This window comes from Dysosmobacter welbionis (genome assembly GCF_005121165.3).
Taxonomy (GTDB): domain Bacteria; phylum Bacillota; class Clostridia; order Oscillospirales; family Oscillospiraceae; genus Oscillibacter; species Oscillibacter welbionis.
In genome coordinates this window covers 1,297,173-1,322,826 of sequence record NZ_CP034413.3, presented here as the reverse complement: position 1 = coordinate 1,322,826, position 25,654 = coordinate 1,297,173, and the positions used below count along the sequence as shown (strand labels likewise).

At 50.2% G+C, this 25,654-nt stretch carries 17 protein-coding genes and 1 pseudogene; 6 read left to right on the top strand and 12 right to left on the bottom strand.

The features are described from left to right. Nucleotides 1–90: 90 nt before the first annotated feature. Nucleotides 91–279 carry a hypothetical protein gene (locus EIO64_RS07020; protein WP_158629719.1) on the top strand — a complete coding sequence of 63 codons (189 nt, stop codon included), beginning with the start codon at nucleotides 91–93 and terminating at the stop codon, nucleotides 277–279. A gap of 1,506 nt (nucleotides 280–1,785) precedes the next feature. On the opposite strand, the gene EIO64_RS07015 is transcribed toward EIO64_RS07020, so the two are convergent. The 12 genes from EIO64_RS07015 to EIO64_RS06960 all read right to left on the bottom strand — a co-directional run bounded on the left by EIO64_RS07015 (nucleotide 1,786) and on the right by EIO64_RS06960 (nucleotide 16,965). Then, entirely contained in the window at nucleotides 1,786–2,559 is a 774-nt protein-coding gene (locus tag EIO64_RS07015; protein ID WP_136891060.1) for an SDR family NAD(P)-dependent oxidoreductase, read from the bottom strand. A gap of 90 nt (nucleotides 2,560–2,649) precedes the next feature. After that, nucleotides 2,650–4,071, bottom strand: coding sequence for an MFS transporter (locus EIO64_RS07010; RefSeq protein ID WP_136891059.1), 1,422 nt, complete (start codon nucleotides 4,069–4,071; stop codon nucleotides 2,650–2,652). A gap of 86 nt (nucleotides 4,072–4,157) precedes the next feature. Next, a complete protein-coding gene (locus tag EIO64_RS07005; RefSeq protein WP_158629718.1) occupies nucleotides 4,158–5,312 on the bottom strand; it encodes an iron-containing alcohol dehydrogenase in 1,155 nt (384 codons plus the stop codon). A gap of 189 nt (nucleotides 5,313–5,501) precedes the next feature. After that, a complete protein-coding gene (locus EIO64_RS07000; protein ID WP_158629717.1) occupies nucleotides 5,502–6,899 on the bottom strand; it encodes an MFS transporter in 1,398 nt (465 codons plus the stop codon). A 109-nt stretch (nucleotides 6,900–7,008) separates the two neighbouring features. Continuing rightward, nucleotides 7,009–8,208: a hypothetical protein gene (locus EIO64_RS06995; RefSeq protein ID WP_136891056.1), complete on the bottom strand. Its 1,200-nt coding sequence runs from the start codon at nucleotides 8,206–8,208 to the stop codon at nucleotides 7,009–7,011. A 211-nt stretch (nucleotides 8,209–8,419) separates the two neighbouring features. Then, on the bottom strand, nucleotides 8,420–10,480 hold the full coding sequence (locus EIO64_RS06990; RefSeq protein ID WP_136891055.1) for an NAD(P)-binding protein: 2,061 nt from the start codon (nucleotides 10,478–10,480) through the stop codon (nucleotides 8,420–8,422). A gap of 49 nt (nucleotides 10,481–10,529) precedes the next feature. Further along, nucleotides 10,530–12,293 (bottom strand): molybdopterin-binding protein, encoded by a 1,764-nt coding sequence (locus EIO64_RS06985; RefSeq protein ID WP_158629716.1) that lies wholly within the window; start codon nucleotides 12,291–12,293, stop codon nucleotides 10,530–10,532. A 5-nt stretch (nucleotides 12,294–12,298) separates the two neighbouring features. Continuing rightward, the gene (locus tag EIO64_RS06980) at nucleotides 12,299–13,015 is read right to left on the bottom strand and encodes an NAD(P)/FAD-dependent oxidoreductase (RefSeq protein WP_136891053.1); all 717 of its coding nucleotides are present in this window, start codon (nucleotides 13,013–13,015) and stop codon (nucleotides 12,299–12,301) included. Next, a complete protein-coding gene (locus EIO64_RS06975) occupies nucleotides 13,012–13,191 on the bottom strand; it encodes an NAD(P)-binding protein (RefSeq protein WP_136891052.1) in 180 nt (59 codons plus the stop codon). The genes EIO64_RS06980 and EIO64_RS06975 overlap by 4 nt, the downstream gene beginning before the upstream one ends. A gap of 14 nt (nucleotides 13,192–13,205) precedes the next feature. Further along, nucleotides 13,206–14,417 carry a CaiB/BaiF CoA transferase family protein gene (locus EIO64_RS06970; RefSeq protein WP_158629715.1) on the bottom strand — a complete coding sequence of 404 codons (1,212 nt, stop codon included), beginning with the start codon at nucleotides 14,415–14,417 and terminating at the stop codon, nucleotides 13,206–13,208. A gap of 13 nt (nucleotides 14,418–14,430) precedes the next feature. Further along, a complete protein-coding gene (locus EIO64_RS06965; protein ID WP_158629714.1) occupies nucleotides 14,431–15,861 on the bottom strand; it encodes an aldehyde dehydrogenase family protein in 1,431 nt (476 codons plus the stop codon). A 207-nt stretch (nucleotides 15,862–16,068) separates the two neighbouring features. Then, nucleotides 16,069–16,965 carry a LysR family transcriptional regulator gene (locus EIO64_RS06960; RefSeq protein WP_136891049.1) on the bottom strand — a complete coding sequence of 299 codons (897 nt, stop codon included), beginning with the start codon at nucleotides 16,963–16,965 and terminating at the stop codon, nucleotides 16,069–16,071. Between the two features lie 311 nt (nucleotides 16,966–17,276). On the opposite strand from EIO64_RS06960, the gene EIO64_RS06955 reads away from it, so the two are divergent. The 5 genes and pseudogenes from EIO64_RS06955 (at nucleotide 17,277) to EIO64_RS06935 (ending at nucleotide 25,588) form a co-directional block, all read left to right on the top strand. Then, nucleotides 17,277–18,278, top strand: a complete 1,002-nt coding sequence (locus EIO64_RS06955) for an oxidoreductase (RefSeq protein ID WP_136891048.1) — start codon at nucleotides 17,277–17,279, stop codon at nucleotides 18,276–18,278. Beyond that, the gene (locus tag EIO64_RS06950; protein ID WP_158629713.1) at nucleotides 18,185–19,297 is read left to right on the top strand and encodes an FAD-dependent oxidoreductase; all 1,113 of its coding nucleotides are present in this window, start codon (nucleotides 18,185–18,187) and stop codon (nucleotides 19,295–19,297) included. The genes EIO64_RS06955 and EIO64_RS06950 overlap by 94 nt, the downstream gene beginning before the upstream one ends. Before the next feature lie 679 nt (nucleotides 19,298–19,976). Beyond that, nucleotides 19,977–21,815: an NAD(P)-binding protein gene (locus EIO64_RS06945; protein ID WP_136891046.1), complete on the top strand. Its 1,839-nt coding sequence runs from the start codon at nucleotides 19,977–19,979 to the stop codon at nucleotides 21,813–21,815. Further along, nucleotides 21,809–23,523 (top strand): annotated as a pseudogene (locus tag EIO64_RS06940) (NADH-dependent [FeFe] hydrogenase, group A6). The gene EIO64_RS06945 and the pseudogene EIO64_RS06940 overlap by 7 nt, the downstream one beginning before the upstream one ends. A gap of 685 nt (nucleotides 23,524–24,208) precedes the next feature. Further along, nucleotides 24,209–25,588 carry an MATE family efflux transporter gene (locus EIO64_RS06935; protein WP_136891045.1) on the top strand — a complete coding sequence of 460 codons (1,380 nt, stop codon included), beginning with the start codon at nucleotides 24,209–24,211 and terminating at the stop codon, nucleotides 25,586–25,588. The last annotated feature ends 66 nt before the right edge of the window (nucleotides 25,589–25,654 follow it).

Here is a 25,654-nt window from a genome sequence, read left to right as displayed (position 1 = left end):
AGATGCTCCTTACCCCACTATACTGAAAGCAGAACATGGAATGGGAGAGGGTATGCTGGGCGGGCGGGACTATACCGGGTACTACCAGCGGTGCGATGGAAAACTATCGATGGGATTCCTGCGGCCATGGATGCCGACACCGGCGAGGAGACTGCCATCCGGATTCTGTTTCTGTTCTTGGACCCGCCCAAGTATTACACGATAAGCAAGCAGTCCCTCTGCGCATTTCTGGAGGTGAGTGGGGGAGCGGAGAGCCGAGTGCAGGCGTCTGAGAAATAAGACGATTACGGGTTCCGCTATTAGTCTCCTGGAAGAAAGCGGAGTCCGCGGGCCGGTGCGCCGGAGCCCTGGCTATTCTCTGTTTCTGTGATATGTTGTGTTGCTGAACAAGGGAGGCGACACGTATGAACGACTACATGAAGGCCCTGCACCAGCGGTTCTTCTGGGAACTGGAGCGTCCCAGCCTCTCTACTCCCCGAAAGTGAACGGGAAACGAATGGCACCAACGTCTCCGTCCATACAGAGGCGGTGTGCAAGGAGAAGTTGGCCCGGCTGATCGCGGAGATCGCCGCCGAGAAAAAGCGGCGGAAGCAGGCAGAACTGGCAGGTTGAACAAACGGGCCTCCCAGGGCGAACTGCTCTCGGAGGCCCGTATTTTTCCTGACTGTGGCTGGTTGAGTGGTCAGGGATAAAATAAGGTTACATAACACGCATGAAAATTGTGAAAAAATTATAAAAAAGTTCCGCTTTCAACAGAAAGCGGAACTTTCGATGGTGGACGATACAGGACTCGAACCTGTGACCCCCTGCACGTCAACCGACATTTGAAACTTTTTATAATATTTTTCGTTCGTTTATGGTCATTTCCGTTCCGTTTCATTTGATTTCCAGCACCTTTTAAGTCCACCGTTTCCACATATTCCACGCAGGTCTGTGGCTGTTTGTGTGGTCATTCATCTCTACATCCTAATAAAAAGCAGTAATAGTTAAGTCACACCGTCACAAACCGCTATTTAGGACTGTGTGGCTTATCCAGCATAGTCAACCAAATGGCGACACTCTCCACTAACGGGCCAAGATAACACAAGCCAAGCAAAAAGTAAAGAAGAATCGCAAGGCATTTCTTAACTTTCTTTTAAATTCTCTTATGTTGTCCAAGAAACGCAAGAATCTCTCTTGCGTTTCTAAACGAACTTTAGTTTGTGTCGCTTCTCCAGATTTCACCGCTTGCGTATTTTACTTTTGTGAATTCCACATTTTGATACGCTGTTATCAAAGAGAAGTGGGCTCAATATCTGATTAGAGACATAGCACAACACTTTATATGTCATCCAAAAATTTCAAGCCTCTATTCCGACCCGAGTGCTGCCATCGGCATCATTCCGGATACTTTTGCAGCCGGGTACATTTCAAAGGCGATCCCAAGAACTACGGAAAACAAAAACGCTCCAACCATGAGTGGTGTAAGATACTTCGCCGGTGCAGGTGATTATTGAGTGTACTTACGCTTTTTCTATTATTCAGGATACATTAACAAGTTCTATTACAAACGAGAGACTTGCACGAACCGGATGCTATAATCTATCCAGCAGGTACGAGTCTCTGCACTATACGATTGAACTGCCGTATAGGGAGCCCTTCGTACAGCGGTGTGAGAGGACGGGGCTAACCGCCCTTATCTCGATTAGGAAGCCCTTTCGGGTTCCTATCCGCAATGTTAGGCACTATTTTGCAACGTGCCCTTTTGGGAATATTGCAAAGTTGCGAGATTATACAGGCAGAGAATTAGCGCACCATTTTTCCAGCGCAGAAGCCGCCGTCAATGGGCAGATTCACACCAGTAATAAAGGCAGATTCATCCTCAAAGAAGAAGCACACACCATGTGCAATTTCCTCCGGCATACCAAATCTGCCGATAGGCATGTTATTACTATATGACTTATACTCCTCTGCATGCGTATATTTGATGGACTGAACCAACTCCGTTTCAATGGCACCAGGAGAAATACTGTTCACAGTGATGCCGTCCCTGACCACGTCAAAGCATGCATTTTTTGTTACACCAACAACGCCTGCCTTGGATGCTGCCAAAACAGCCATGCCGGGAGCGCCAATATTTGCTGCACCGGAAGCAATATTGACGATGCGACCGAAGCTATGCTCCCGCATAATCTTGATTTCTTCAATCATGCAGTAAATCAGGCCCTTCAAATTGATATCGATCATCATATCAATCTGATCGTCTGTGGTATCGTCAATTTGGGTGGAGGGAATCCCCGTACCGGCAACATTGCCTGCAAAGTCAAGCTTTCCGTATCTTTCTCGAATATACCCGAAAACATCAATCACATTTTGATGCTTTGTAATATCGCAGTTCTTATATTCAGCCTCGCCGCCCAGTTCTTTGCATTTGTTGATAACTTCCTGAGCCTTGGCATCATCTCTGCCGACAAAAATGACCCGTGCGCCACGCTTGACCAATTCATATACGGTAGCCTTACCGAGGCCGCTGGTTCCGCCAGAAATAAATGCAACCTTACCTTCAAACTGTTTGTTCATCTGATTTACCTCGATCCATTTAATTTGTATAGTATTCGAATTTGCAATCTTTTCTCATGAAAATCTGGTGAAACAAAATGCTTTTATATGTTATTTGCTTTCAGTTCCTCGCCGACATTCCAATTCTTTCACAATTTCCGCATGCTTTTTGCTGTCCATATCATAAAAAATCAGAAAGTTTAATGCAACAAGGAGAAGCAAGACTGCAGGGATGAAAGAAATACCCATATTCAGCGCATTGAGTACACTGGCATTCTGAGCCTGATTAGCTACATAGCCCAGGGAATCCAGCCAAACCAGCAACACAGCAGGACCTACGGCACCGCCAGCCTTCAGCATCATAGAGATAAAGGCGGAAAGAAACCCATCCACACGGATACCGTACTTATACTCGGCATAGTCAGCGTTATCGCCGTCACAGCCATACCGCAGGCCAAATGCCGCAGTACCAAGTGCTGTGGAAACAGCGTAGAAGACCCAGAACAGGACACCTTTTGCAGAAAGCCAGAACATAGGGATGGAGAGAATACCGGAGAGGCCAAATGCGGTACCCACAGCTCTGCCCTTATGCTGAATGACTTTGTACAGCCAAGGGCCGAGTAGTCCAGAACCAGCAATGCCGGTAAACAAGCCGATGATGCCGGTTATGGAATACAGGTTAAAATCACCTTCATAATAGGTGAAGTAGTAAGCCATAATTGTGTATCGGCCGTAGGTATAAAAACCGGCTACAAACTGACCGAACATACACCCCAGTGCATATTTATTCCCCAACAAGCACTTCATCTGAAGTCCTAGAGAAATTTTGCTTTTCTTTTCCATTTGCTGAGGTGGCGGTTGCACGCGTTCCTTGGACTTGACCGCACTCCAGAGGATAAACGGAAGACTGATCACAACACTGCATACCGCAGCTCCAAAATAACCCTGAGCGGTATTGCTGGTCCGGTTTGTACCAGATAACAGAAGAATTAGCGTTGCAGCAATCAGGTTGGTAAAGTTTGAACCTAGGCTAGAACACACCATTCGGGTATTTGACAGTTTAACGCGCCCTTCGTCATTTGATGTAATAACGCCACCAAGGGCATTAAAAGGCATAGCATAGCAGGTAGCTGCTACAGTGACCACAATGTAAACGATCCACATCCAGGCAATTTTAACACCCATAGACCAGGTCGGCTGCACGGCAAACATCAGTGCAATCATAAGACACATGACTGTTCCGCCAACGGCAACCCATGGTCTATAACGTCCGTATTTCGACTTAGTACGATCTGCAATGGAACCAATGATTGGATCATTAATTGCATCAAAAATGCGCACCACCAACAGCAATGCCGAAACAGACGCAGCTGGAACACCGACATAATCGGTAAAAAAGATGGTCATGAACGAGCTGACCCACATATAAGCGGAAGCATATCCAAAATCTGCAACACCATAACTGATCCGTTCACCAAGAGACGGCATTACATTGGAGGATTCATAAGTGTGTTCTTGCTGTTTGTTTTCCATACACTCCACCCTGATTAAAAAATGTTTCTAAGAAAAGAGCTTCCAGTGTTCTGCTTTTATTGTGCTTTTACCTGTCAGCATTCATTTTATAATGCGTAGATTTCATGAAGAACTTTCTGCAAAACATCCATCTTCGGCGGACAGGGATTATAAGCCAGGTTTTTGTCAGCTTTCAGGTTTTCGATGATTTCATCAACGTAGGACTCTTCTGCACCTAATTCCTTGATGTTCTTCATGCCGCACAGTTTGCGCAGATCGTCGTAAGCCTTCACGACCTGAACGGCAACTTCATCATAGGAAAGGCCATCCTGCTGGATGCCAAGACACTCTGCGTTCAGCCGGATCCATTCGGGATTCTCAGTAACATTGTAGTGTACGAAAGCAGTCATGCCAATGCTGCATCCAGCGCCATGAGGGGTATGGAACGTGTTGGAAATCTGGTTAGCGATTGGGTGGCCAAACGAGATCATGCGCAGGCAAAGTGCGAAACCACCCATCGTTGCCGCATAGGACATCCACTTACGGGCTTCCTTATTGGAGCCGTCCTGATAGGCAATTGGCAACCATTTGAATATGGTGCGGATGACCTCCATACAAACAAGGTCTGCAAAAGGATTCGGTATACTGGTACAGTTGCACAGCACCTCTGAAGCGTGGCACAGTGCATCAATACCGGTGTTGGCCGTAACGACGGGGGGTAGCTTATAAGTCAACACAGGGTCGACGATCGCACAGGTAACAGGCGTATTGGCAACACCGCCTTTTTTCCCGTCTTCTGTTGCACAGGTCAGGTAGGGCGTCAACTCAGCTCCGGTACCGGCAGTGGACGGAAGTGCAATGAGCGGACGAAATACAGTGTTTCCAATGCATGGATTATTCTGATAATCCCGCGTCTTACCGCCGTTCGCCAAGAGTTTTCCCACCATTTTGCCGGTGTCCATGGTGCTGCCCCCGCCGATGGCGACGATTGCATCAACAGACTTGTCCTTTGCGAAATCATAAGCCCGGTCAGACTTCTGGGCGGTGGGTTCACCTTCCTCAACCTGATAACAAACTACTTTGATATTAGCGTCATTGATAACTTTTTCGATCTCTCTTTGATAGCCAAACTGATCCATGGCCATATCGTAGAGAAGCAGCGCGGTGGTGGCTCCGTAGCTTTTCAACTTTTCCCCAACTGTCAAGCGAGAGTCTTCTCCAAATGTAATTCCACAGTTCACATTTAAATTCCAAATACTCATATTCAATTCTCCTTTAATACAAATATTGTTTCGTTCAGCTGAGGATTGGGGAATACGACACAAAGGCCCTGCACATATGAAACAGAGCCTTTGTGCCTGCGTGGCATACCGTGCCATCAAACAGATGGGAACCAAGTATACACTTGTCTCTCAACCGGGATGATATGCCACCAGCTTAAGTGTCTTTAATCAGTTTTCCTCATTCTTGACCAGGAACTGAGAAATGACCAGCACGATGATCGCAGCGACCATGGCAATCACAAAGGCAACCTTCAAGCCATCCACAATACCCTTGGCAGCAATCACCATGGAGTAAACTGCAGAGCCGATGGAGGAACCCAGTGCCATGGTTACTTGGATCATCGCATTGCCATAAGTGCGCTTGTCCGCTGCAAGCTGGATCTGCGGCGCAGTGGTCATCGTACAAACATGGGCGCTCTGGTAGAACCCGGCGATAATCATCAGCGCATAGATCACCATCAGGTCGGTACTGGGACTGAGGATGAAGATGAATGCGGCATGAACCACAACGCGAAGAATCATGCCAATTGTCAGAACACCCCTTGCACTGCCCTTATTGGCAATCATTCTGGAGTAAATGGGCCCCATGAACAGGCCGGGAATAGAGAGCAGTGTAGTGGTCAGGCCGGACTGCGTAGCGGAACCATTCAGCACATAAAGGATGTAAGAAGGAATAAAGAAGAAAATGGCAATCAGAGAGAAATTCATCAAGAAACTATTGATCGTCAGAATCAGGGTATTCCGATCCTTCAACACCGGCACAGGGATGATGCAATTGTTACCCTTCTTACGAATGGTGAGAATCAGCCCAACCAGACCAACCAGGCTTACAACCAAAAGGATATTGCTGGTGGTGCTGCCAAAGGGAATCAGAGAGGAGCCCAGTGCCAGGAAGAGGCTGATCGCACCCAGGAAAACGCTCAGAGAAATCGTACCGCTAAGATCAAAGGAACCCGTTTCAACAGCCAATTCCGCAGCATCTTCCTTGGTGACCTTCACGCCGGCCATGCCGAGCAATGCGCTGACCAGAGCAATGATCCAGATGATATGGCAAACAATTCTCCAACCCAGCATATCAATCATAACACCGGAAACAATAGGGCCGATCAAAGTGCCCAGGCTGTTCATGGTAACGACAAAGCCCAGATACTTTGCTGCAGTCTTTTGGTCATAAATATCTCGGATGATAGAATAGCCAATGACATAGAGACCGGAAGAAAACATACCGTGCAGAATGCCAGCTGCCACAATAATTGCCATATGCGTCGCAATTGCACGAAGGAAGATGCAAACCGCACCGGCTAAAGCAGACCAAATAAACAGGCTTCTCTTGCGAGAAGGATCCTTTGCGCCCAAATAGGCAAACATAGGCATCAGGACAGCCGCAGACACGGATGAAAAGGATTTTGCCAAAGCATAGTATTCGGTGCCACCGATCTCTGCGGCTGCCAGCGCCAGAATCACAGAGTCAGTACCGGACTGGAGCACAGAAGCAAACAGCATTACGAAGACAGCAATCAGGGTCAGGCGCTTCTTATTAGCGGGGGCTCTTTCAAAACAAGTCATACACGAAGCTCCTTTATTTATGAACGTGAATTCTCTTTGGTTCATTTACTTTTCCCAGCAGGCACTCTCCATAGTAGAGTGCCTGCTGGTTGCTTGAAACTTGCAAGAATCACTTCATATAATCGGGAATCTCAAGACCACGCTGTTTCATGTACTTGGGATACAGCTCTTCATCCACCCACTTGCGGATCTTGGGGGCGTTTTCGAAGAGTTCCTCTGCTGCAGAACGAGAGCAATTCAGGAAGCCGAAGCTGCCATCGTAGAGGACGACCTTATCGGAGCCGGCAATCTCTGCTGCCTTCTTGATTGCATCAGGCAAGGTGTCTTCCAGCATGGTATACTTCCAGTTTTCGATACCTCTGTTGTTGGGGTCCTCAATCCACATGTCCAGCTGATCCTTGCCCACAAAAATGGTAGGAAGGGTCATCGGCCAGGTAACATTGATACCAACCCAGGTCTGGTTATACACAATGGCCTTCAAGCCTTCATTGGTGGGCAGCGCTCTGAGATCCAGCGCGCTGAATCGCTTATCAATATCGTAGTGGTCCTGCCAGCCAGCAGTATTGACACCGGCGATGATACCGGCAGCAGCGGTATAGTAGGGCCACCGGGAGCCGTCGCAAACAATGGAGTAATCCTTGAGGGAGATCAGCAGCTGATGCATGTAAGGATACCATTTCAGATTTTCGATCATCATGCGGTCATCGATGGCATACAGGTTATTATCTGCATCAATGCCGGAAACACCAGCGGGCGTTGTCCGCAAAATAGTGCCAAACACCCACTTGCTCTGAACGTAGTCAGAGTCATAGATCGCGGTGGGGACAATATTGGAAATAGGACCATGGCCGATAGCGGTACCGAAAGCATGATGATACAAGTTGCGGGTCTCAAAGCGGGCCATATCCATGGTAAATGCCTTGAATACGCGGCGGTAATACATACTGCAGTAGACCTCGCGGGGGTCGTCGTAGGCCGCAAAAATCATCTTGTCGGCATCGTAGCACTTCTCCAGGCCGTAAACCGTACCAACTCTGGTCTTGATGGGGACTGCCTTGTCATATGCAGCTACATACTCGACGTTGCCCTCAAATTCCTCCATCAGATTGTAGTATTCGACAACTTCTTTGCCTTCCATGGGGGTGCGGTACATCACGCATCTGAGGCGAACATTGTAGTTGCCGGTCCGCTCTTCCACGACCTTCTTGATGGTTTTCAGCATCTGGATATAGGGTCTGCCGCCAAAGATGTAGAAACCGTGCTCGCAGCCAATCAGGTTGACGGTGTCATCATGATGGATTTTGGACATGTCGACATTTTCAAGAGCCTTACGGGTAGCCAGTTCAACCAGTTTGGGATCGCTGTCATCACCTTCGTAAATGGCCTCAGGCATGTTGGGAAATAAGTCGCGCACATTGACAGAGACCATGCCCGGCAGTTCATATCCACGCATAGCAGGGGTATTGCCATACACGGAAGGCATACACTTGGGCGTTACTCTGGCAGGGTACATTTTTGCATTAGCCATTTTTCTTCTCGCTCCTTTCCTTTACCACTTTTCTGTAGGCATCTGCAGCCGCATTAAACACTTCGTCGCTGTACAGAGTGGTCTGCATTTCTCTCATTTTGAAGATCGGGTCAAAGTCCAGTGCTTCATCGGAGAAGTCCCACAGAGTCTGGGTGATAGGATGGTAGTTATCATCTTCGCGGGATTCCAGAGGACGTCCGCATGCCTCAAAAAGTCGGCTGATCTGGCCAACGCAATACATCGTGCAACCAGCTCTGGTACCGCTCTTGAGTGTCAGATCTGTCATGTCGCGTGCGCCATCCAGAATAGCGTTGACGATTTCCTCCGTGTTGGTAGGGCCGCACTTGCAGATGATCTGCATGGGCAGCAAGTGTGCCTTTCGGCAGATAGCGAGAATTTCTTCAGCACGCTCCATGGTATCAGGCAGAGGATACTGCAACGTTCTGCCCTCAGGCAGAGGCTCCATGGTAATGGCACCCTGGTCGCAATACTCCCAGCACATACCGCAGTCATAGCAGATGCTTTCGTCTACGGTTGCCTTACCCACGCAGCGGTAGCAGCGCTGGCTCTCTGTCTTGACCTGCTCCTCAGTAAGGCCCAAAGCGACCTCTTTGTTATTCTTAATGCGCTCTTCCCGGGGCAGATTGTGCATTCTGCTGACCAGCGCATTGCTCCAGCCAAATTCCTCTCTGGGAGGCAGTTCGATCTCCGCACCCTGATTGATGCCGGTGGGAGCCTTAAGATAGTTATTGATGTTAATTGCAGCCTGCTTACCGTCTGCAATGGCTTCAATAGCAGTGGCGGAACCACGGCTCACATCACCGCCGGCAAATACGCCGGGCAGGGTGGTCATGCGCTCCTCATCCAGAACCAGCTTGCCAAACTCTGTGAGCTCAACTTCGTCCTTATCGATGAAGGGGAAATCGGCGTACTGACTGACTGCCATGATAACAGTGTCTGCTTCCAGTTCAAATTCGGATCCCTCGATTGCGTGGGTGCTGAGGCGGCCGCGCTCGTCGGGCTCACCGATCTTCATACGGGAACACTTGATCTTTTCGACCTTGCCGTCGCCAACGATTTCGACAGGAGACACCAGCGTCTGCAGCTGAACGCCTTCTTCCAAAGCTTCAATGACCTCGCGCCGCTCTGCGGGCATATCACCCTCACGGCGTCTGTAAACAATGGTCACATTTTCGGCGCCCATACGAACAGCAGTGCGGGAAACATCGATTGCGGTGTTGCCGCCGCCAACGACCACCACGTTCTTTCCGATTTTGGGGGCATTCCCGTGGCTGATCTCTTTCAGGAAGTCCAGACCGTGATAAACACCAGCCTTATCCTCGCCGATGACACCTGCGGTTTTGCAGAACTGGGTGCCGGTAGCAATGTAGACAGCGTCATAATCACGGGTCAGATCCTCAAACTTGACATCCTCGCCAACCTTCGTGTTCAGATGAATCTTCACACCGGCCTCTTCAATGGCCTTGATATCTCGAGCCAGAACTTCCTTGGGCAGGCGATATTCCGGAATACCGAACAGCAGCACGCCGCCGGCAGTGCTCTCAGACTCAAACACATCAACCTCATAGCCGGTAAGTGCCAGATAATAACCGCAGGTCAGTCCGCTGGGACCGGCACCGATGATAGCGACACGCTTGCCGTTCTTGGGCCATACAGGCTCCTTTACAAACTTGCCGTCATATGCTTTATCCGCAACGAAGCGCTTCACATCGCGGATCGCCACCGAATCATCGTAACCGCCGCGGTTACAGGCGGACTCGCAAGGATGCGTGCAGACTCTGCCGCAAACAGAAGGGAAAGGATTGTCTCTGCGGATGAGACGATATGCACCTTCGTAGTCACCCTTTCCCGCAAGGGCTACGTAGCCAGGAACATTGATGCCAGCAGGGCAGGTGTTTTGGCAGGGGGCAACATACTTACAGTCACCCGCAGGTTTTACCTTGATGGCACCTGTGGGACAACGCCGCTCGCATCGTTTACAGCCGACACACTTGGACTTGTCCACTTTTGCTACTCTGTAGATATGGGTCAATTTAATTCCTCCTCCTTTTTCCTTTGGAACATTTGCAATACAATATCAATTACGCATTATGATGATAATGCATCATAACCCCAATCTTTTCCTTCAGTCGGGTCCTTAGAATTCTCGCCAGTTCACCTGCAAGAATCTCTTTACTCCAACCTTCGGAAATTCCCCGTACAACCGTGTCAATACAAACGGAAACCTCGTCATTGGGGCCAGGTAGGGCAATGAAGGTTGTTAACCCTAACTGTCCGACCGCTATGCGAATTCCGTCTTTGCTGTGGCGGCCATGTCCAACCTGGAACTTCGCTATGTAAGGTGTGCAAGCTTGTGGATCCAGCCGCAGAACCGCCTCTACACTGTGGTCCTTGTTTTCAGCACCGACACCGCCAGTGGTGATCGAAACGCTGTATCCCTTTTCTGCAGCACGCCACAGCTTCCGGGAAAACAGCTCTACATCGTCTTTCAGAATTTCACCCTTGTCAACCGAAAAGCCTGCCGCAGCGAATTTTCCCATGATAAGAGGGGTGTTGGTGTCTTCAATCTCTCCACGTTCCACTTCAGTTCCGGTTGGGAACACGATCACACGGTTGGAAATGCTTTCTTTGATTTGAGTCACCAGACTCTGCGACATTTCCATCGCCTGGAGGCCTTCTTCGATATCTGCATCATTGCCGACGATCCAGCCCAACATGCCATTGGAACTGATGTGGGCCTCTTCAGAAAGCGTAATTCCCTTCAAATCACGCAGGCGGCGAAGAATCCGTTCTTCTTTGGCAATAAACTTGGATGGATCCAGACGCTTTTGCAGAATATCCAACGCAACTGTGCCGTCGCGAACATCAATGACCAATACATCTTCGGCATTGATTCCGATTTCTTCTGCAACAACAACTGCCAGTTCCGTCAGATTTGTCTGGTTCAAGAAAATGCCCTCGATTTTTAATTCGCTTTTATCCAGCAAATCGTAGTCACCGTGGGCGTACAAAGGGTCTTCTGCCTTCGTTACTTCCAGACGCAGATCCATCAGGGGAGCATCTACGATGCTTCGTCCGACGCCAACAATATCCGCGCCGGCCTCTTTCAGTGCATCCAGATCGCCGTAGCGAACGCCTCCGCCAAAAGCGAATTCGACTTTCCGGTAATCGGCGGTTGCTTCCATCTCCTGAAGGACGGGCTTGAGGCTCTGGGTAATGCGCCTCAAATCATCAATTCTTCCGGTGTCCACATAGACGATATCCGCGCCGGCTGTAATTGCCGTCCATGCTTCACGAACAATATCGCCATTCTCAAAACGCCCTCTGACCTGAATGCACTTTTTGCGGTCATTGAACTGTGCGGCAGCAGTGAGACTTGCTTGAATTCCGCCAAACATAGCCACATAATTCTTATCAAGATAGACCATTGGATCGTCTGATATACGCACATGCGCTCCACCAGTTTCTATGGCCGTGCGCAGTTCGTTTTTTATGTTGGAGGACATTTTCTTCCAGGAACCGCAAACGATCCGCATATGATGGCCCGCCTTTTGAACAAAAGCCTTTGCTGCTGTTGCGACGCCGGAAAACTTAGAAATGTGACCGATGATCATATCCTCTGCAACTGCAATTTGCTTGGGTGTGCCGGAGATCTGCATAAGCAGATCTCCAGCCAGCACATCGGTTCCCTCAGAGACAGAAAAATCCACAATGAGGCCTATACGTTCTGCTTCGTTCAGAGCACTGGAGATGCCGGAGACAACACCGTCCATGTCTGTATACAGACATGCTGTGATTTTTTTGTGTTCTATTTTTTGAAACAGTTCATCTCTCAAATCTTTCATGTCCTTCACCTGATATGCGCACTTGGCGCCGATTGCTCCTGACCCAAATGATATGCAACCTCGAATGCCTGACATACCGGATTATAGAAATCGTCAGAATTCTGAATGGAATTGACTTCGTACACCGCAATATCCTTGCCGTAGTCAACCGGAACATGAGGCTTGCTTTGCTTCGAACCAAAAGACATCACAACACTGTCAGCGCGAATAAAATCTTTTTCCCCGGAATCGTCACAGGGTGCAAGGATCACCCCCTCATCTGTAATTTCGATCACCCTGCTGTTGGTGATGATCTCAATGTTCAGATGCTCTATGAAATCGCTTATCACCGTTTTGTAAGCCTGGGAGATAAAATTGCAGTCCAGGATCTTAGGAAGCGCTTCCAGGACCGTGACCTTCCGACCGGCCTGTGTCAGGCACGCGGCGGTTTCAAGCCCCATGATGCTGCCGCCAACAACAATCACTTTTTTGCCGATGTTTGAAATGTCTTTGATGGCACTCGCCGCGGGAATTGCCTTATCAGCACCTTTGATAGGGTCAGACACCGTGCTGCCCGCTCCGGTTGCAAGAATGACAGTATCAAATCCCGAAGACCGGATCTCCTCGACAGATATCTCTCGATTGAGATGGACGGAAATTCCCTGTTTCTCCAGTCTGCACAGCATCCATTCCTGAAGTTTGCGAATTTCACCATTCGAATCACATGCGCCAGATGGGATCATTTCCCCCCCAGAGAGCTTTGCCGTTCAAACAGTTCAACCGTATGTCCGCATTCCGCAGCAGTAGAAGCCGCCTCCATGCCGGCGATACCGCCGCCAATCACTGCTATCTTCCTGTGGGAAGAAGCTTTTAGAGGATAAGTGAGCGATGTAACAGGATGATTCTTCATGTCACTCATATACAGACTGCTAATCAATTTTTTGCCATAGCCTGCTTCCACTTCTCCTGAAGCTCGTCGATCTGCTCGGGAGTATATCCCAATTCCCCGATGATCTCATGGTTCCATGCGCCAAAACCCTTGGTGGGAATATACTCAGGAGACATCTCGGAGAAACCAAAGGGACTGCTTACGATCCTACGGGCCTTTAGATCGGTCATTTCTTCGGGCATAGGAATATCAGTAAACCAACCAGCCTCATGATAATGTGGATCCTTGTCCACATCTTCATAACTGTATACCCGCGAACAAGGAACTCCGCCCTCCAGAAGCGCCTTCTCGATGTTGTCGATCGTACCCATTTTGTCGAACCATTCGTACATAATGGGTGCCAGGATCTTCTGGTGTTCAACACGTTTTACGTTGGTTTCAAAGCGGGGGTCGGAGATCAGATCCTCTCGGCCAATGACCCGGAAGAACTGGAATGCCAAAGCGTTATTGGACGCGGCTATAATGATCCAATTGCCATCCGGACATTTAAAGACACCGTAAGGGCACAGAAGGGGGGAACCCTGATTGCCCTGTTTCTCTGTCTTTTTGTGGAGGATACGCAGATCGTCCAGTTTTACAGACATAGATGCCAGGACTCTGACCAGAGAGATATCCACATGCTGCCCCAGGCCGGTTCTTTCGCGGTAGTACAGTGCGGCATTGACTGCAGCGAAGCCTGCCAAACCGCCGCACTGATCGCCAATTTCTGTAAAAATCTTTACAGGGCCAGTTTCTTCGTCACCGTTGTAATACATAATACTGGATGCACCCTGCGCAATGAGGTCATAACCAGGGCGGTGTGCATAGGGGCCGGTCTGCCCCCATGCCGAGACGGAGCAGTAAATCAGTCTGGGATTCAACTCATGCATAGCCTCATACCCCAGTCCCAATCGGTCCATGACACCGGGACGGGTGCTTTCCAGTACGATATCGGCGTCCTTGCAGAGCTCGCGGGCAATTTTGTTTCCATCCGGGTCTTTTAAATCAAGGATAACGGACTTTTTTCCGTGGTTCAGAGTACAATACTTGATGCTGATGCCGTTGACCAATGGCGGATATGCTCTGCTGTCATCACCGATGACGGGCCTTTCGATGTGGATAACCTCCGCACCGTATTCGGCAAGCCACTGTCCCACAGTCGGACCGGCAATATTGGTAGTAAATTCGACTACCTTCAGTCCCTCATACAGTTTCATAGTCATACTCCGGTCAGTTTCCCATGTCGAACGGTTCGAAGCTGTCCCATCCCTCATTCCACCAGGGCTTGGGGTTCTTGAGTTCCACAGACACTCTGGTCTTATTCATCAGGTGATAATACTGCAGATTCTCAGAGGGGAAACCGCCGCCCCAGGTACCGCAGCCAATGGTAATCGTCTTGCTGACACCATTGTTGTAGCCAGCAGTGGGCTGGTTGATGTGGAAGCGTCCCACCGGAATTCGTTTGGCAGTATACTCGATATGCTCCTGGTCGTGGCTCCAGATGCAGCTGCTATGACCTTTTCCCTCGACTTCCAGATTCTCGATTGCTCTGTCGACAGCGTCTTCGAACTTCTGATAAGTGGTATAGCGAATGATAGGGAACAGAATCTCACGGCAGAGAACGTCCCGAGTGCCCCAGGCCTGGTTCTTCACAAGCAGAATTTTTGTGTCTTCTGGAACCTCAATGCCCGCCATTACGCCAACTTCATGGGGCTGCTTACCGACAACCTTTCTGTTGATGCTGGTGCCTCCGCCGGGGAAAATCGCATCGCGCAGCTTGGCAATATCATCGTCATTGTCGACCAGGAAGCAGCCGTTCTTCTGCATGAAGCCGAGATACTTATCCAGAAGTTCTTCAGGAACATGAGCAGTCTGTTCACCGCCGCAGGGAACGCCATTGTCGACGGTTCTGTTCATAATAGCCAGTTTAACCAGGCGCTCATATTCTTCGTCTGTCATGCCGCGGTCGATGATCTCCTGGCAGTTACCCTGGCCGACGCCAAAAGCGGGCTTGCCGACAGAATAAACGGATTTCACCATTGCGGCACCGCCAGTTGCGACATTGCAGTCACACATGGACAAAGTTTGCATCGTCGCTTCAATACTTGCGTATTCACCGTCGATACACTGAACCAGGTCAGCTGGGGCACCGATTTCCTCCAGTGCCGCTCTCATAATGTCTACTGTCTTCATAGAGACCTTCACAGAAGCGGGGTGAGGCAAAATGATAATAGAGTTTCGGCACTTCAGAGCCATCATGGCATTGCCGATGATAGTAGCAATCGGATTTGTGCTGGGCATTACGGCACCAATTACACCCATGGGCTTGGGCAGATACTTGACGCCGGGTTCGCCGGGACAATCCTCGTACTCCACTGAATTTTTCCCGCGCATCTGGACCCACTGGAGCAGGGCCACATTCGTCAGCTTGGCAATCTTGCTTTCCACATTGCCCATACCGGTTTCGGCAAATGCCTCTTCACCTAAGGTTTTGCCATTGTCACACACAGCTTTGCCGATTGCTCTAACGACCTCATCGATCGGCCGCTGCTTGGTATAATCGCGTTCGAACTGTTTTTGTGCAACCTTGCTCTTTTCTACGAGCGTTTTCAGATATGCCTGCAGATCCTCATTGGACACTTTTTCGCGAACTTCCATCATTTTACCTCCTTGCATTTTGAAGCTGGATATGCGGTTTTATCCAATTTGCTTACATTTTCACTCTATCACACTGCCTCTTTTATGTGAAATGCCGGCTAATTATCAAAATGCGTGCCTTATCATTCGCTTTCGACATAGGGTGTCTGTCTTTTACAGCAAAAAAATGCTCGCCATCCAAGTTGGACAGCGAGCATGAATGCCTATTATTTATTTCTGCTTTTCAGAATTCTCTATCATACAGTTCACAAAGCGTTCCGCATTTCCGTTGGATGGATGATACACCGCGCAATAATCAGCAAAGTTAAAATCCATATCCGCGCAAGGGATCGCACGAATGCAATCCGCATAATAATCGAAATATTTAGATGAATATACTCCGTCCATGCCGATATATCTTCCAGTTGCGATTTGAAAGATCCTGGTGTTTGCAGATTCGCATTGTAGGGCGTTTTCAAGGAATACTCCTTTGGCTTCAAAGCTCTCACGTATGGAATCCGAAACCTGGCTTTTGGTTTTTGATATTGCAAACCGTTCTCCCACCAGATCAGAGCATGTTACATATTGCCTGTCCCATAGTTTGTGGCCTTTGGGAATTAAAATGACAGACTGGGCCTTTGCAATTACCTCAATAACAGAATCGTTTGTTTGAGGAATATCACCCCGGCAAAGGTAAGCGATATCTATTTGCCCATGTAAAAAGCTGTAAATCGCATATCGGGGAGACATAGACTGGAAGTCTGGCTCAATGTTGGGATAGGTTTCTCCCAACATATGCGCAGCATGCATGAGAGGTTCCATAAAACAATAAGAACTATATCCGATACGTACCTCGCCGTAAAAGCCATCACGGTGCTTTTCCATCTTCTGCTTTAAAGCTGCTTCTACATTGATGAGCTTTTTGGCATCCGAATAAAACAGTTTACCGCCTTCTGTGAGCTGCAAGCCACCGTTTGCGCGATCCAATAGTTTTACGCCCAGTTCATCTTCTAACGCGAGGATGCGTCGGCTCAGCGCCGGTTGAGAAATATAGAGGTCTTCTGCGGCCTTAGTAAAGCTGTGCAGTTCACAAACGCGCAGAAAGCAGACAATACTTTTATAGTCCATAAAAGCCCTCCCACACAATGATCGCGGCAATTCAATCAGGTTTTATGCTGTTAATTTCAGGTTATTACAAAAAACTATGCTTGGCAAGAGGAAATTTGAAAACCAGCCCCTTGTTAATACTCCACAAAGTCATAAGGCACATGCCATATCTCTATGCAAAAAAAGTATAAACAAACCTTCAAAACAATCAGAAACCGGTATTTCACAACATTTCTTGCGAAAGATATAATTGAAATAACCCATCACGTAATAAACACAGCGCAACTGGATGCCCTATCATTACAAAAGACATTTTACTGGGAGGCGGAAGTATGTACGAGAATCATCATCCTAATACACCGGAAGTGACACAGGAAGACATGAACCAACTGTTTACCCCATTCAACATTGGCAAGGTCCAAATCAAAAATCGCTTCTGCATGGGGCCAATGGGCATTTCCGGTATTCAGGGTTCCTTGCAAGATTGGAATGATGTTGTCCAAGAGTATTTTTTGGAGCGGGCCAAAGGCGGCTTTGGCCTCATTACCACTGGCGTTCTCTTCACGGATACGGAGATCGATTATTTTGACCCCAAAAGCATGAAGAGCCCACTGTATAATCCGACTGTTTTTCGCAGGGGTGCAGAACGGTTGGTAGAGCGCCTGGGGGCGTATGATACAAAACTGTTTTGCCAGGCATCGATGGGTGTAGGAAGAACAGCGCCAGGATTTAAGACCCCTTCTCCGCTGCCTATTTACAGCATCCCATCTATGACTTCTACCGCGCTTACAACAGATGAAGTCAAGAGGAAAATTGAACTGATGGTCAAGACTGCTGAACTTTATAAAAAGTCAGGTGTTCACGGCATTGAACTGCATGCTGTGCACTGGGGCTATCTGCTGGATCAGTTTGTCATGGCCATGACCAATCAGCGCACGGATGAATATGGCGGCACATTGGAAAACCGTATGCGTGTTGTCAAAGAAATTATCGAGGGAATTCATCAAACCTGTGGTGATGATTATCCGATTTCTGTTCGCCTGGGCTTGAAGAGCTACGTTAAGGCGTTCAACAAGGCTTCTCTGACGGGAGAAAACGAGGCGGGGCGTACATTGGAAGAGGGCATCGAAATCTGCAAGATGTTGGAGTCCTATGGAGTTAATGCGCTGAGTGTAGATGTCGGTACATACGATTCCTTTTATTATGCATGCCCCCCGCCTATATGCCGAAGGGGCATGGATTGGAACTGTATGCTAAGGCGAAAGAAGCTGTCAAGATCCCCATTCTGGCTGGTTCTCGTATGGGTGATCCCTGGATTTGTGCCAAAGCACTGAGAGACGGACAAGCGGATGCCTTCGTTCTTTCCCGCCCTTCTTTGGCTGATCCTGAATTCCCCAAGAAGACAGAGTTGGGCATGCCTGAAAAGATTCGCCCGTGCATCGGCTGTAACTTTGGCTGTATTGGCCGCGTTGAAGACCAGGGCCTCCCTCCCGCATGCGCTGTGAATCCCAGAGCAATGAGAGAATCGTTCTATCCGCCCCGGAAGGCAACGACTCCCAAGAACATTATGGTTGTAGGCGGAGGCGTGGCAGGTATGGAAGCGACTCGTGCGGCGATTCAAGCGGGACATACAGTCACACTGTATGAGAAGTCTGACCACCTTGGCGGCGAACTGCTGGCGGCAGGCAACCGTCCCTTAAAGGGCGAGGTCACAGATTTGAATCTGTGGTATCAGCGTGAACTTAAGGAACTGAATGCGAATATTGTCCTGAATAAGGAAATTACCCATAGGGATATTATTTCCGCGCATCCCGATGTAGTTATCTTGACTGTTGGTGCATCTTCTGTTATGCCGCGCAGCATTCCCGGAATTGATCATCCCAAGAGCGTTTCCGCTATCGATGCGTTGGAAGGGCATAAACCTGTTGGTGAAACGGTGGTTGTTGTTGGCGGCGGTGAGATTGGCTGTGAGACTGCTATGCATTTTGCATTGCAGGGGAAAAAGGTTTCAGTTGTGGAAGCCATGCCCAATCTCATGAGCCTGGAATTTGTCCCCAACCAGTGCAAGTCCATGCTTGAAGATCTGATGGAGCACTACCATGTTCCCGTCTATACTGGAAATCGGCTGTTGGAGATCAATGATGCGGGAGCAGTGATTCAGTCTGCGGATGGGGAAAGTAAAACACTTGAGGCGGATACGGTCGTGATGTCCATTGGTATGCGTTCCAATCTGTCCATGAAAGAAGCTCTGATTGGCACTGGTATCGAGGTATATGAGATCGGCTCTTGCAAGAAACCTGCAAATATTTTTAAGGCTGTGCATGACGCCTTTGAACTTATTTACAACATGTAATAGAATTTTTAGAAATGACAGGACCGCATGAAAGCATATGGTCCTGTCATTTCCCTGACCGAGAAACCCACGGGTTCGGGTGGAGCTAAGGAACTTGTGGAGATGAAAATACGTGGAATAAATTATAGATCATGAAAAGAAAGCATGCAATTCCTCCCTTTTTACAATTACTTTCGACTTGATTAATGTATGCGTATTTAGAATTGCTTTTCCGAAATTTCTATAAAAAAGGAGAATTTCACATTTTTGCGTAATTATGTTATGCTTTTTGCGTAGAAAAAAATGATTGTTGCAGATATTCAAACTATAGGTGTATTCGCTAAAACTGCGATAATTTGCGTAATACTGGCTTTGTAAAAGTTTGGGTTTCTACATATCTCACTGAAGATAATCTTTTCAAAATAGACGGGATAGCCTGTAGAGAAAAGGAGAACGCTCGTTGCCATATCCTGTTGGTTTCACCTCCCAATGGGATATACTCTCTCCCAGTATGGGTAGCAATTTTACAATTGCTACCCATACTGCATATTCAATCTGAGAGGGAACGTAGCCGCACGAAACTACATGCGTCCATATTGTGAGAAATTCTGACATTCCTGATTTATTGGGAAATCAAAGCGAAAGAAAAGAAAATGTATATATCTGCCGAATGGAAACAGAAAGGGATGAAGAAAGGTTTATGAGCAGATTAGAAGTCAAGATGCCTGGTCAGGCACAGGCTGTGGTGGAGCAGCTGTACCGGAACATGGAACGGCGGATCGCCGCCAGCCCTCCGGGCCTGTGCCCTGTGGATATGGCGCTGAATTTCCTGAACCTGTGCCAGGCCCAGACCTGCGGCAAGTGCGTGCCCTGCCGCATCGGACTGACCCAGCTTTCCAACATGATCCGGGAGGTGCTGGAGGGCGAGCCCGAGCTGAAGATCCTGGACCGGATCGAGGCCACTGCCCAGGTCATCGTGGACACGGCGGACTGCGCCATCGGCATTGACGCCGCCAATCTGGTGCTGATGGGCCTGAAGGGTTTCCGGGATGACTATGAGGAGCACATTCTCCACCACCGCTGCCTGGGCAGCCTGAAGAACCCGGTGCCCTGCGTGGCTCTGTGCCCCGCCGGCGTGGATATCCCCGGTTACATCTCCCTGGTGAACGAGGGCCGCTGCGCCGATGCCGTGCGGCTTATCCGGAAGGACAATCCCTTCCCCACCGCCTGCGCCTACATCTGCGAGCATCCCTGCGAGGCCCGCTGCCGCCGGAACATGGTGGACGACGCCCTGAACATCCGTGGGCTGAAGCGCTACGCTGTGGACCACGCCGGCAATGTGCCCCAGCCCAAGAAGGCTCCCGCTACCGGCAAGTCCGTTGCCATCATCGGCGGCGGTCCCGGCGGTCTCTCCGCCGCCTACTACCTGGCCCTCATGGGCCACAAGGTCACGGTCTACGAGCAGCAGACCAAGCTGGGCGGCATGATGCGCTACGGCATCCCCAGCTACCGCTTCCCCCGGGAGAAGCTGGACGCGGAGATCGACTCCATCCTGTCCCTGGGCATTGAAGTCAAGACCGGCGTGAAGGTAGGCCAGGATGTCACCTTCGACCAGCTCCGGAAGGAGCATGACTGCCTGTACATCTCCATCGGCGCCCATACCGACAAAAAGACCGGCATTGAGGGCGAGGACAGCCAGGGCGTCATCTCCGCCGTGGAGATGCTGCGCCGCATCGGCGACGAGGAGATGCCTGACTTCACCGGCCAGAACGTGGCAGTTATCGGCGGCGGCAACGTGGCCATGGACGTGACCCGCAGCGCCATCCGCCTGGGTGCCGCCAAGGTCACCTGTGTCTACCGCCGCCGCCAGGAGGATATGACGGCTCAGCAGGAGGAAGTGGAGGGCGCCATTGCCGAGGGCGCCGAGGTCCTGACCCTCCAGGCGCCGCTGAAGATCGAGGCGGACGAGAACGGCCACGTGACGGCCCTCTGGACCCAGCCCCAGATCATCGGCGAGATGGACAAGGCCGGCCGTCCCCGGCCCAACACCGCCTCCGTGGAGCCTCTGCGGATCCCCGCCGACACGGTCATCGTGGCCATCGGCCAGGGCATCGAGTCCCGGGGCCTGGAGGAGAGCGGCATCAAGATCCAGCGCGGCGGCAACGTGGACGCTAACACCAGCACCCAAATCCCCGATATGGAGGGCGTGTTCGCCGGCGGCGACTGCGTCACCGGTCCTGCCACCGTTATTCGTGCCATTGCGGCTGGCAAGGCGGCGGCTGCCAACATCGACGAATATCTGGGCTTCAACCATGAGATCAAGGTGGATGTCACGGTGCCCGCAGCCTGGAGCAAGGGAATCCATCCCCATGGCCGCGTGAATTCCAGTGAGCGCGACGCCAGTGAGCGCAAGTGCGACTTCCAGTGCATTGAGTGCGGCATGACGGACGAAGAGGCCGCCCAGGAGTCTGCCCGCTGCCTGCGGTGCGATCACTTTGGCTACGGAAACTTCAAGGGAGGACGTGTGGAGAAATGGTAAACTTCAAGATCAATGACCGGGAGATGTCCGTCGCGGCGGGCACCACCATCCTGGAAGCCGCCGAGAAGGCCGGCATCCCCATTCCTCACCTGTGTTTTCTGAAGGAGATCAACGAGATCGCCGCCTGCCGTATGTGTATGGTGGAGATCGAGGGCGTCAACCGCCTGGTCCCCGCCTGCAACACCGAGGTGGCGGAGGGCATGGTGATCCAGACCAACTCTCCCCGGGTCCGGCAGGCCCGGAAGACCAATCTGCGGCTGATCCTCAGCCAGCACAACTCCAATTGCACGGTCTGCGTCCGCAGCGGCAACTGCCAGCTGCAGAAGCTTTCCAATGACCTGAATATCCACTACCAGCCCTATGCGGTGCAGCCAGAGCGCTCCAATGTGGACCTGAGCGTTCCCATCGTCCGGGAGGCCAGCAAATGCATCAAGTGCATGCGCTGCATCCAGGTCTGCGACAAGATCCAGGGCATGCACATCTGGGACGTGGCGGGCACCGGCTCCCGCACCACCGTGGATGTCAGCTACAACCGCTATCTGAAAAACACCGCCTGCGTGTTCTGCGGCCAGTGCGTCACCCACTGTCCCACCGGCGCCCTGACAGCCCGGGATGACACCAACAAGGTTCTGTGGGCCCTGGCGGACCCGGAGATCACCACCGTGGTCCAGGTGGCCCCGGCGGTCCGGGTGGCTTGGGCAGAGGAATTCGGCATGAGCCCCCGGCAGGGGACTACAGGCCGTATGGTGGCCGCCCTGAAGCGCCTGGGCTTCGACTATGTGTTCGACACCAACTTCTCTGCCGACCTGACCATCATGGAGGAGGGCAGTGAGTTCATCGAGCGCTTCACCCACCGTGGGAAGTACCGCTGGCCCATGTTCACATCCTGCTGCCCCGGCTGGGTGCGGTTCCTGAAGACGGAGTTCCCCGACTATACGGAGAACCTGTCCACCGCCAAGTCCCCCAGCAGATGTTCGGTGCCGTGGCCAAGAGCTACTTCGCGGAGAAGAAGGGCATCGACCCCCACAAGCTGTTTGTGGTGTCCATCATGCCCTGCTCTGCCAAGAAGGCGGAGAGCGAGCTGCCCACCATGAAGGACGCCTGCGGCGACCCGGATGTGGACATGGTGTTGACCACCCGGGAGATGGTGCGCCTGTTCCGCAGTGACTGCATCGTGCCCGCTGAGCTGGAGGAGGCGGAGTTCGACAGCCCCCTGGGCAGCGGCACCGGCGCGGCGGTGGTCTTCGGCGCCACCGGCGGCGTCATGGACGCGGCCCTGCGCAGCGCCTACTATCTGGTGACCGGCAAGAACCCCGACCCGGATACGTTCGAGCAGGTGCGGGGCAGCAAGCCCTGGAAGGAAGCCGCCTTTGAGATCCCCGGCGCCGGAAAGGTCCGGGTGGCGGTGGTCAGCGGATTGGCCAACACCCGCAGGCTGATGGAGGCCGTGGACAGCGGCGAGGTGGACTACGACTTCGTGGAAGTTATGGCCTGCCCCGGCGGCTGCGCCGGCGGCGGCGGTCAGCCCATCCACGAGGGTGTGGAGATGGCGGCCTCCCGCGGCAGTCAGCTGTGGAAGCTGGATTCCAAGGCCGATATCCGCTTCTCTCACGAGAACCCAGATATCCAGGAGCTGTACCGGACTTACCTGAAAAAGCCCCTGGGGGAGAAGGCCCATCATCTGCTGCACACAGACTACCAAATTTAGCATATTAAATCTGCGTTATAGGAGCTGTTTTTGCTTATGCATTTTTAGCGCAGAAGTCGTACGAGTCTTATCGTTCCGTTATCAAATAAAAGAACTGATGAAGCAAAAATACCAGGAAGATATTTGCCCTCTCGAAGGGGGCAGATATCTTCCTGTTGTCTTTTTAGGGGTGCAATATACAGTTATCGGTTTTTTTGAACAAAATCCATGATGGACAGTGCCTTTTCCAGCGGGGTGGATTCATCCCTTCTGGTCTGGGCGGCTATGAAATATGGCCGGGACTGGTGTGCCTGCTACATCCATCCTGCATTTCAACCCACATGTGAATTGGAGGACTGCCAAGAACGTCGCCATTCAATGCAAAATGCCCCCAACCGTGATTGAGGCAGACATATTTCAGTATCCGGAAGTAGTAGTCAATCTCGCAAACCGATGTTATTACTACTGTTTTGGTGTGGTTCAGAACAATACTGGTAGCTGTGGAGGGCAGGTAAACGAATTCCTGAATATGTGCGGGTAGGGGATAGGCGTTTTCTATGAATCTCAGCTTGGAAAAAACGATTTTGCTGATAGATTCCTGCGTTGCATGAGATCGGGTAATTCTCATTCATAATGAGAATTGTCCAAAATTAGCTGCCTGCTTATAATATAAAATGACCAAATTGTCTGGTATTGGAGGTTGAGGATGAACAAGGACATCGATCAGAGTATTTTTGAGGATATGCCTGTGCCAAAGGCTCTGGCAGCTATGGCCCTGCCTACGATTTTGAGCCAGCTAATCACCACGGTCTACAATCTGGCAGATGCCTTTTTCATCGGAAAAACAAACGACCCATATAAAGTAGCGGCACTATCACTGGCGTTTGTTCTCCACTTATTCTTGACGGCAATCGCAAACCTATTTGGCATTGGCGGCGGGAGCCTGATATCCAGATTGCTTGGAAAGTTCGAGAAAGAAAGTGCCAGGCATATTTGTGCGTTTAGTGTGTATGGGGCTCTCTTGCTGTCACTTGTGTATTCTGCGGGGGTATTCATGTTCATGGAGCCATTGCTGAGAATTATGGGGGCCAGTAATGATACTTTGCCATATGCACAGCAATACGCCGTATGGGCAATTATTGTAGGTGGCGTCCCTACGGTACTCAGCATAACTGCCGCCCATATTCTTCGGAGCGTAGGCTATGCGAGGCAAGCAAGTCTTGGGATCGGTCTGGGTGGAATTCTGAATATCATTCTGGACCCTGTTTTTATGTTTGGACTTTTGCCTCCCGGAATGGAAGTGACAGGTGCGGCGGTTGCCACGATGCTGTCAAATGTGTTTTCAACGCTTTTTTTAATGATCTGCTTTTTCCACCTGAAAAACAGGACAGTTCTTTGCCTTTCGCTGAAAGGAATATTCCAAAGCAAGAAACATATCCTCTCGGTTTTGGTAGTAGGCATTCCAACTGCATTGGGCACGATGCTGACCTGTGTATCGAATACTATTGTGAACCGGATGGCAGCTGACTATGGGGATATTCCGTTGGCAGCAGCGGGTATTATAAAGCGCGTATATCAATTTCCATACAGCGCGGCCATTGGAATAGGTCAAGGAATGTTGCCGCTTGTGGCTTATAATTATGCGTCAGGAAATTATTCGCGCATGAGACAAACAATTCGGTGTGCAATGATTTTCAGCATGGCTTTTGCCAGTGTATTAATCACTGTTTATGAATTGTTACCATCGCAGATTATTCGACTATTCATTAATGAACGCACTACCATAGTACTTGCGGCGGATTTTTTAAGGATCGTTTGCACTGCGATGCCTTTTGTTATTTTCAATTTTCAGATATGTTATGTGTTTCAGGCTATGGGTATGGGAAAAGAAGCTCTGATTATTTCTGCCTGTCGGCAGGGTATCATTTATATTCCAATGATTCTTCTCATGAATGCAGTTTTTAAAATGTATGGTGTTATTTGGGCACAGACTATTACAGATATGCTTGCCCTTCTTATTTCTGTAGTACTTTATATGAAAACAAACAGGAATCTGAGAATGCAGGAGAGCAGTAAAATTGGGTAGGACTTGGAATAAATGACATTCCTATGCGGAATTAAAAACTGTAAAATCCATGCAAAATCAGCATTT

Excerpts from the sequence above, each read along its gene's own strand:
- EIO64_RS07015 (WP_136891060.1), bottom strand. The coding sequence starts at position 2,559 with ATGAACAAACAGTTTGAAGGTAAGGTTGCATTTATTTCTGGCGGAACC.
- EIO64_RS07010 (WP_136891059.1), bottom strand. The coding sequence starts at position 4,071 with ATGGAAAACAAACAGCAAGAACACACTTATGAATCCTCCAATGTAATG.
- EIO64_RS07005 (WP_158629718.1), bottom strand. The coding sequence starts at position 5,312 with ATGAGTATTTGGAATTTAAATGTGAACTGTGGAATTACATTTGGAGAA.
- EIO64_RS07000 (WP_158629717.1), bottom strand. The coding sequence starts at position 6,899 with ATGACTTGTTTTGAAAGAGCCCCCGCTAATAAGAAGCGCCTGACCCTG.
- EIO64_RS06995 (WP_136891056.1), bottom strand. The coding sequence starts at position 8,208 with ATGTCCAAAATCCATCATGATGACACCGTCAACCTGATTGGCTGCGAG.
- EIO64_RS06985 (WP_158629716.1), bottom strand. The coding sequence starts at position 12,293 with ATGAAAGATTTGAGAGATGAACTGTTTCAAAAAATAGAACACAAAAAA.
- EIO64_RS06980 (WP_136891053.1), bottom strand. The coding sequence starts at position 13,015 with ATGATCCCATCTGGCGCATGTGATTCGAATGGTGAAATTCGCAAACTT.
- EIO64_RS06975 (WP_136891052.1), bottom strand. The coding sequence starts at position 13,191 with ATGAGTGACATGAAGAATCATCCTGTTACATCGCTCACTTATCCTCTA.
- EIO64_RS06970 (WP_158629715.1), bottom strand. The coding sequence starts at position 14,417 with ATGAAACTGTATGAGGGACTGAAGGTAGTCGAATTTACTACCAATATT.
- EIO64_RS06965 (WP_158629714.1), bottom strand. The coding sequence starts at position 15,861 with ATGATGGAAGTTCGCGAAAAAGTGTCCAATGAGGATCTGCAGGCATAT.
- EIO64_RS06960 (WP_136891049.1), bottom strand. The coding sequence starts at position 16,965 with ATGGACTATAAAAGTATTGTCTGCTTTCTGCGCGTTTGTGAACTGCAC.
- EIO64_RS06955 (WP_136891048.1), top strand. The coding sequence starts at position 17,277 with ATGTACGAGAATCATCATCCTAATACACCGGAAGTGACACAGGAAGAC.
- EIO64_RS06945 (WP_136891046.1), top strand. The coding sequence starts at position 19,977 with ATGAGCAGATTAGAAGTCAAGATGCCTGGTCAGGCACAGGCTGTGGTG.
- EIO64_RS06935 (WP_136891045.1), top strand. The coding sequence starts at position 24,209 with ATGAACAAGGACATCGATCAGAGTATTTTTGAGGATATGCCTGTGCCA.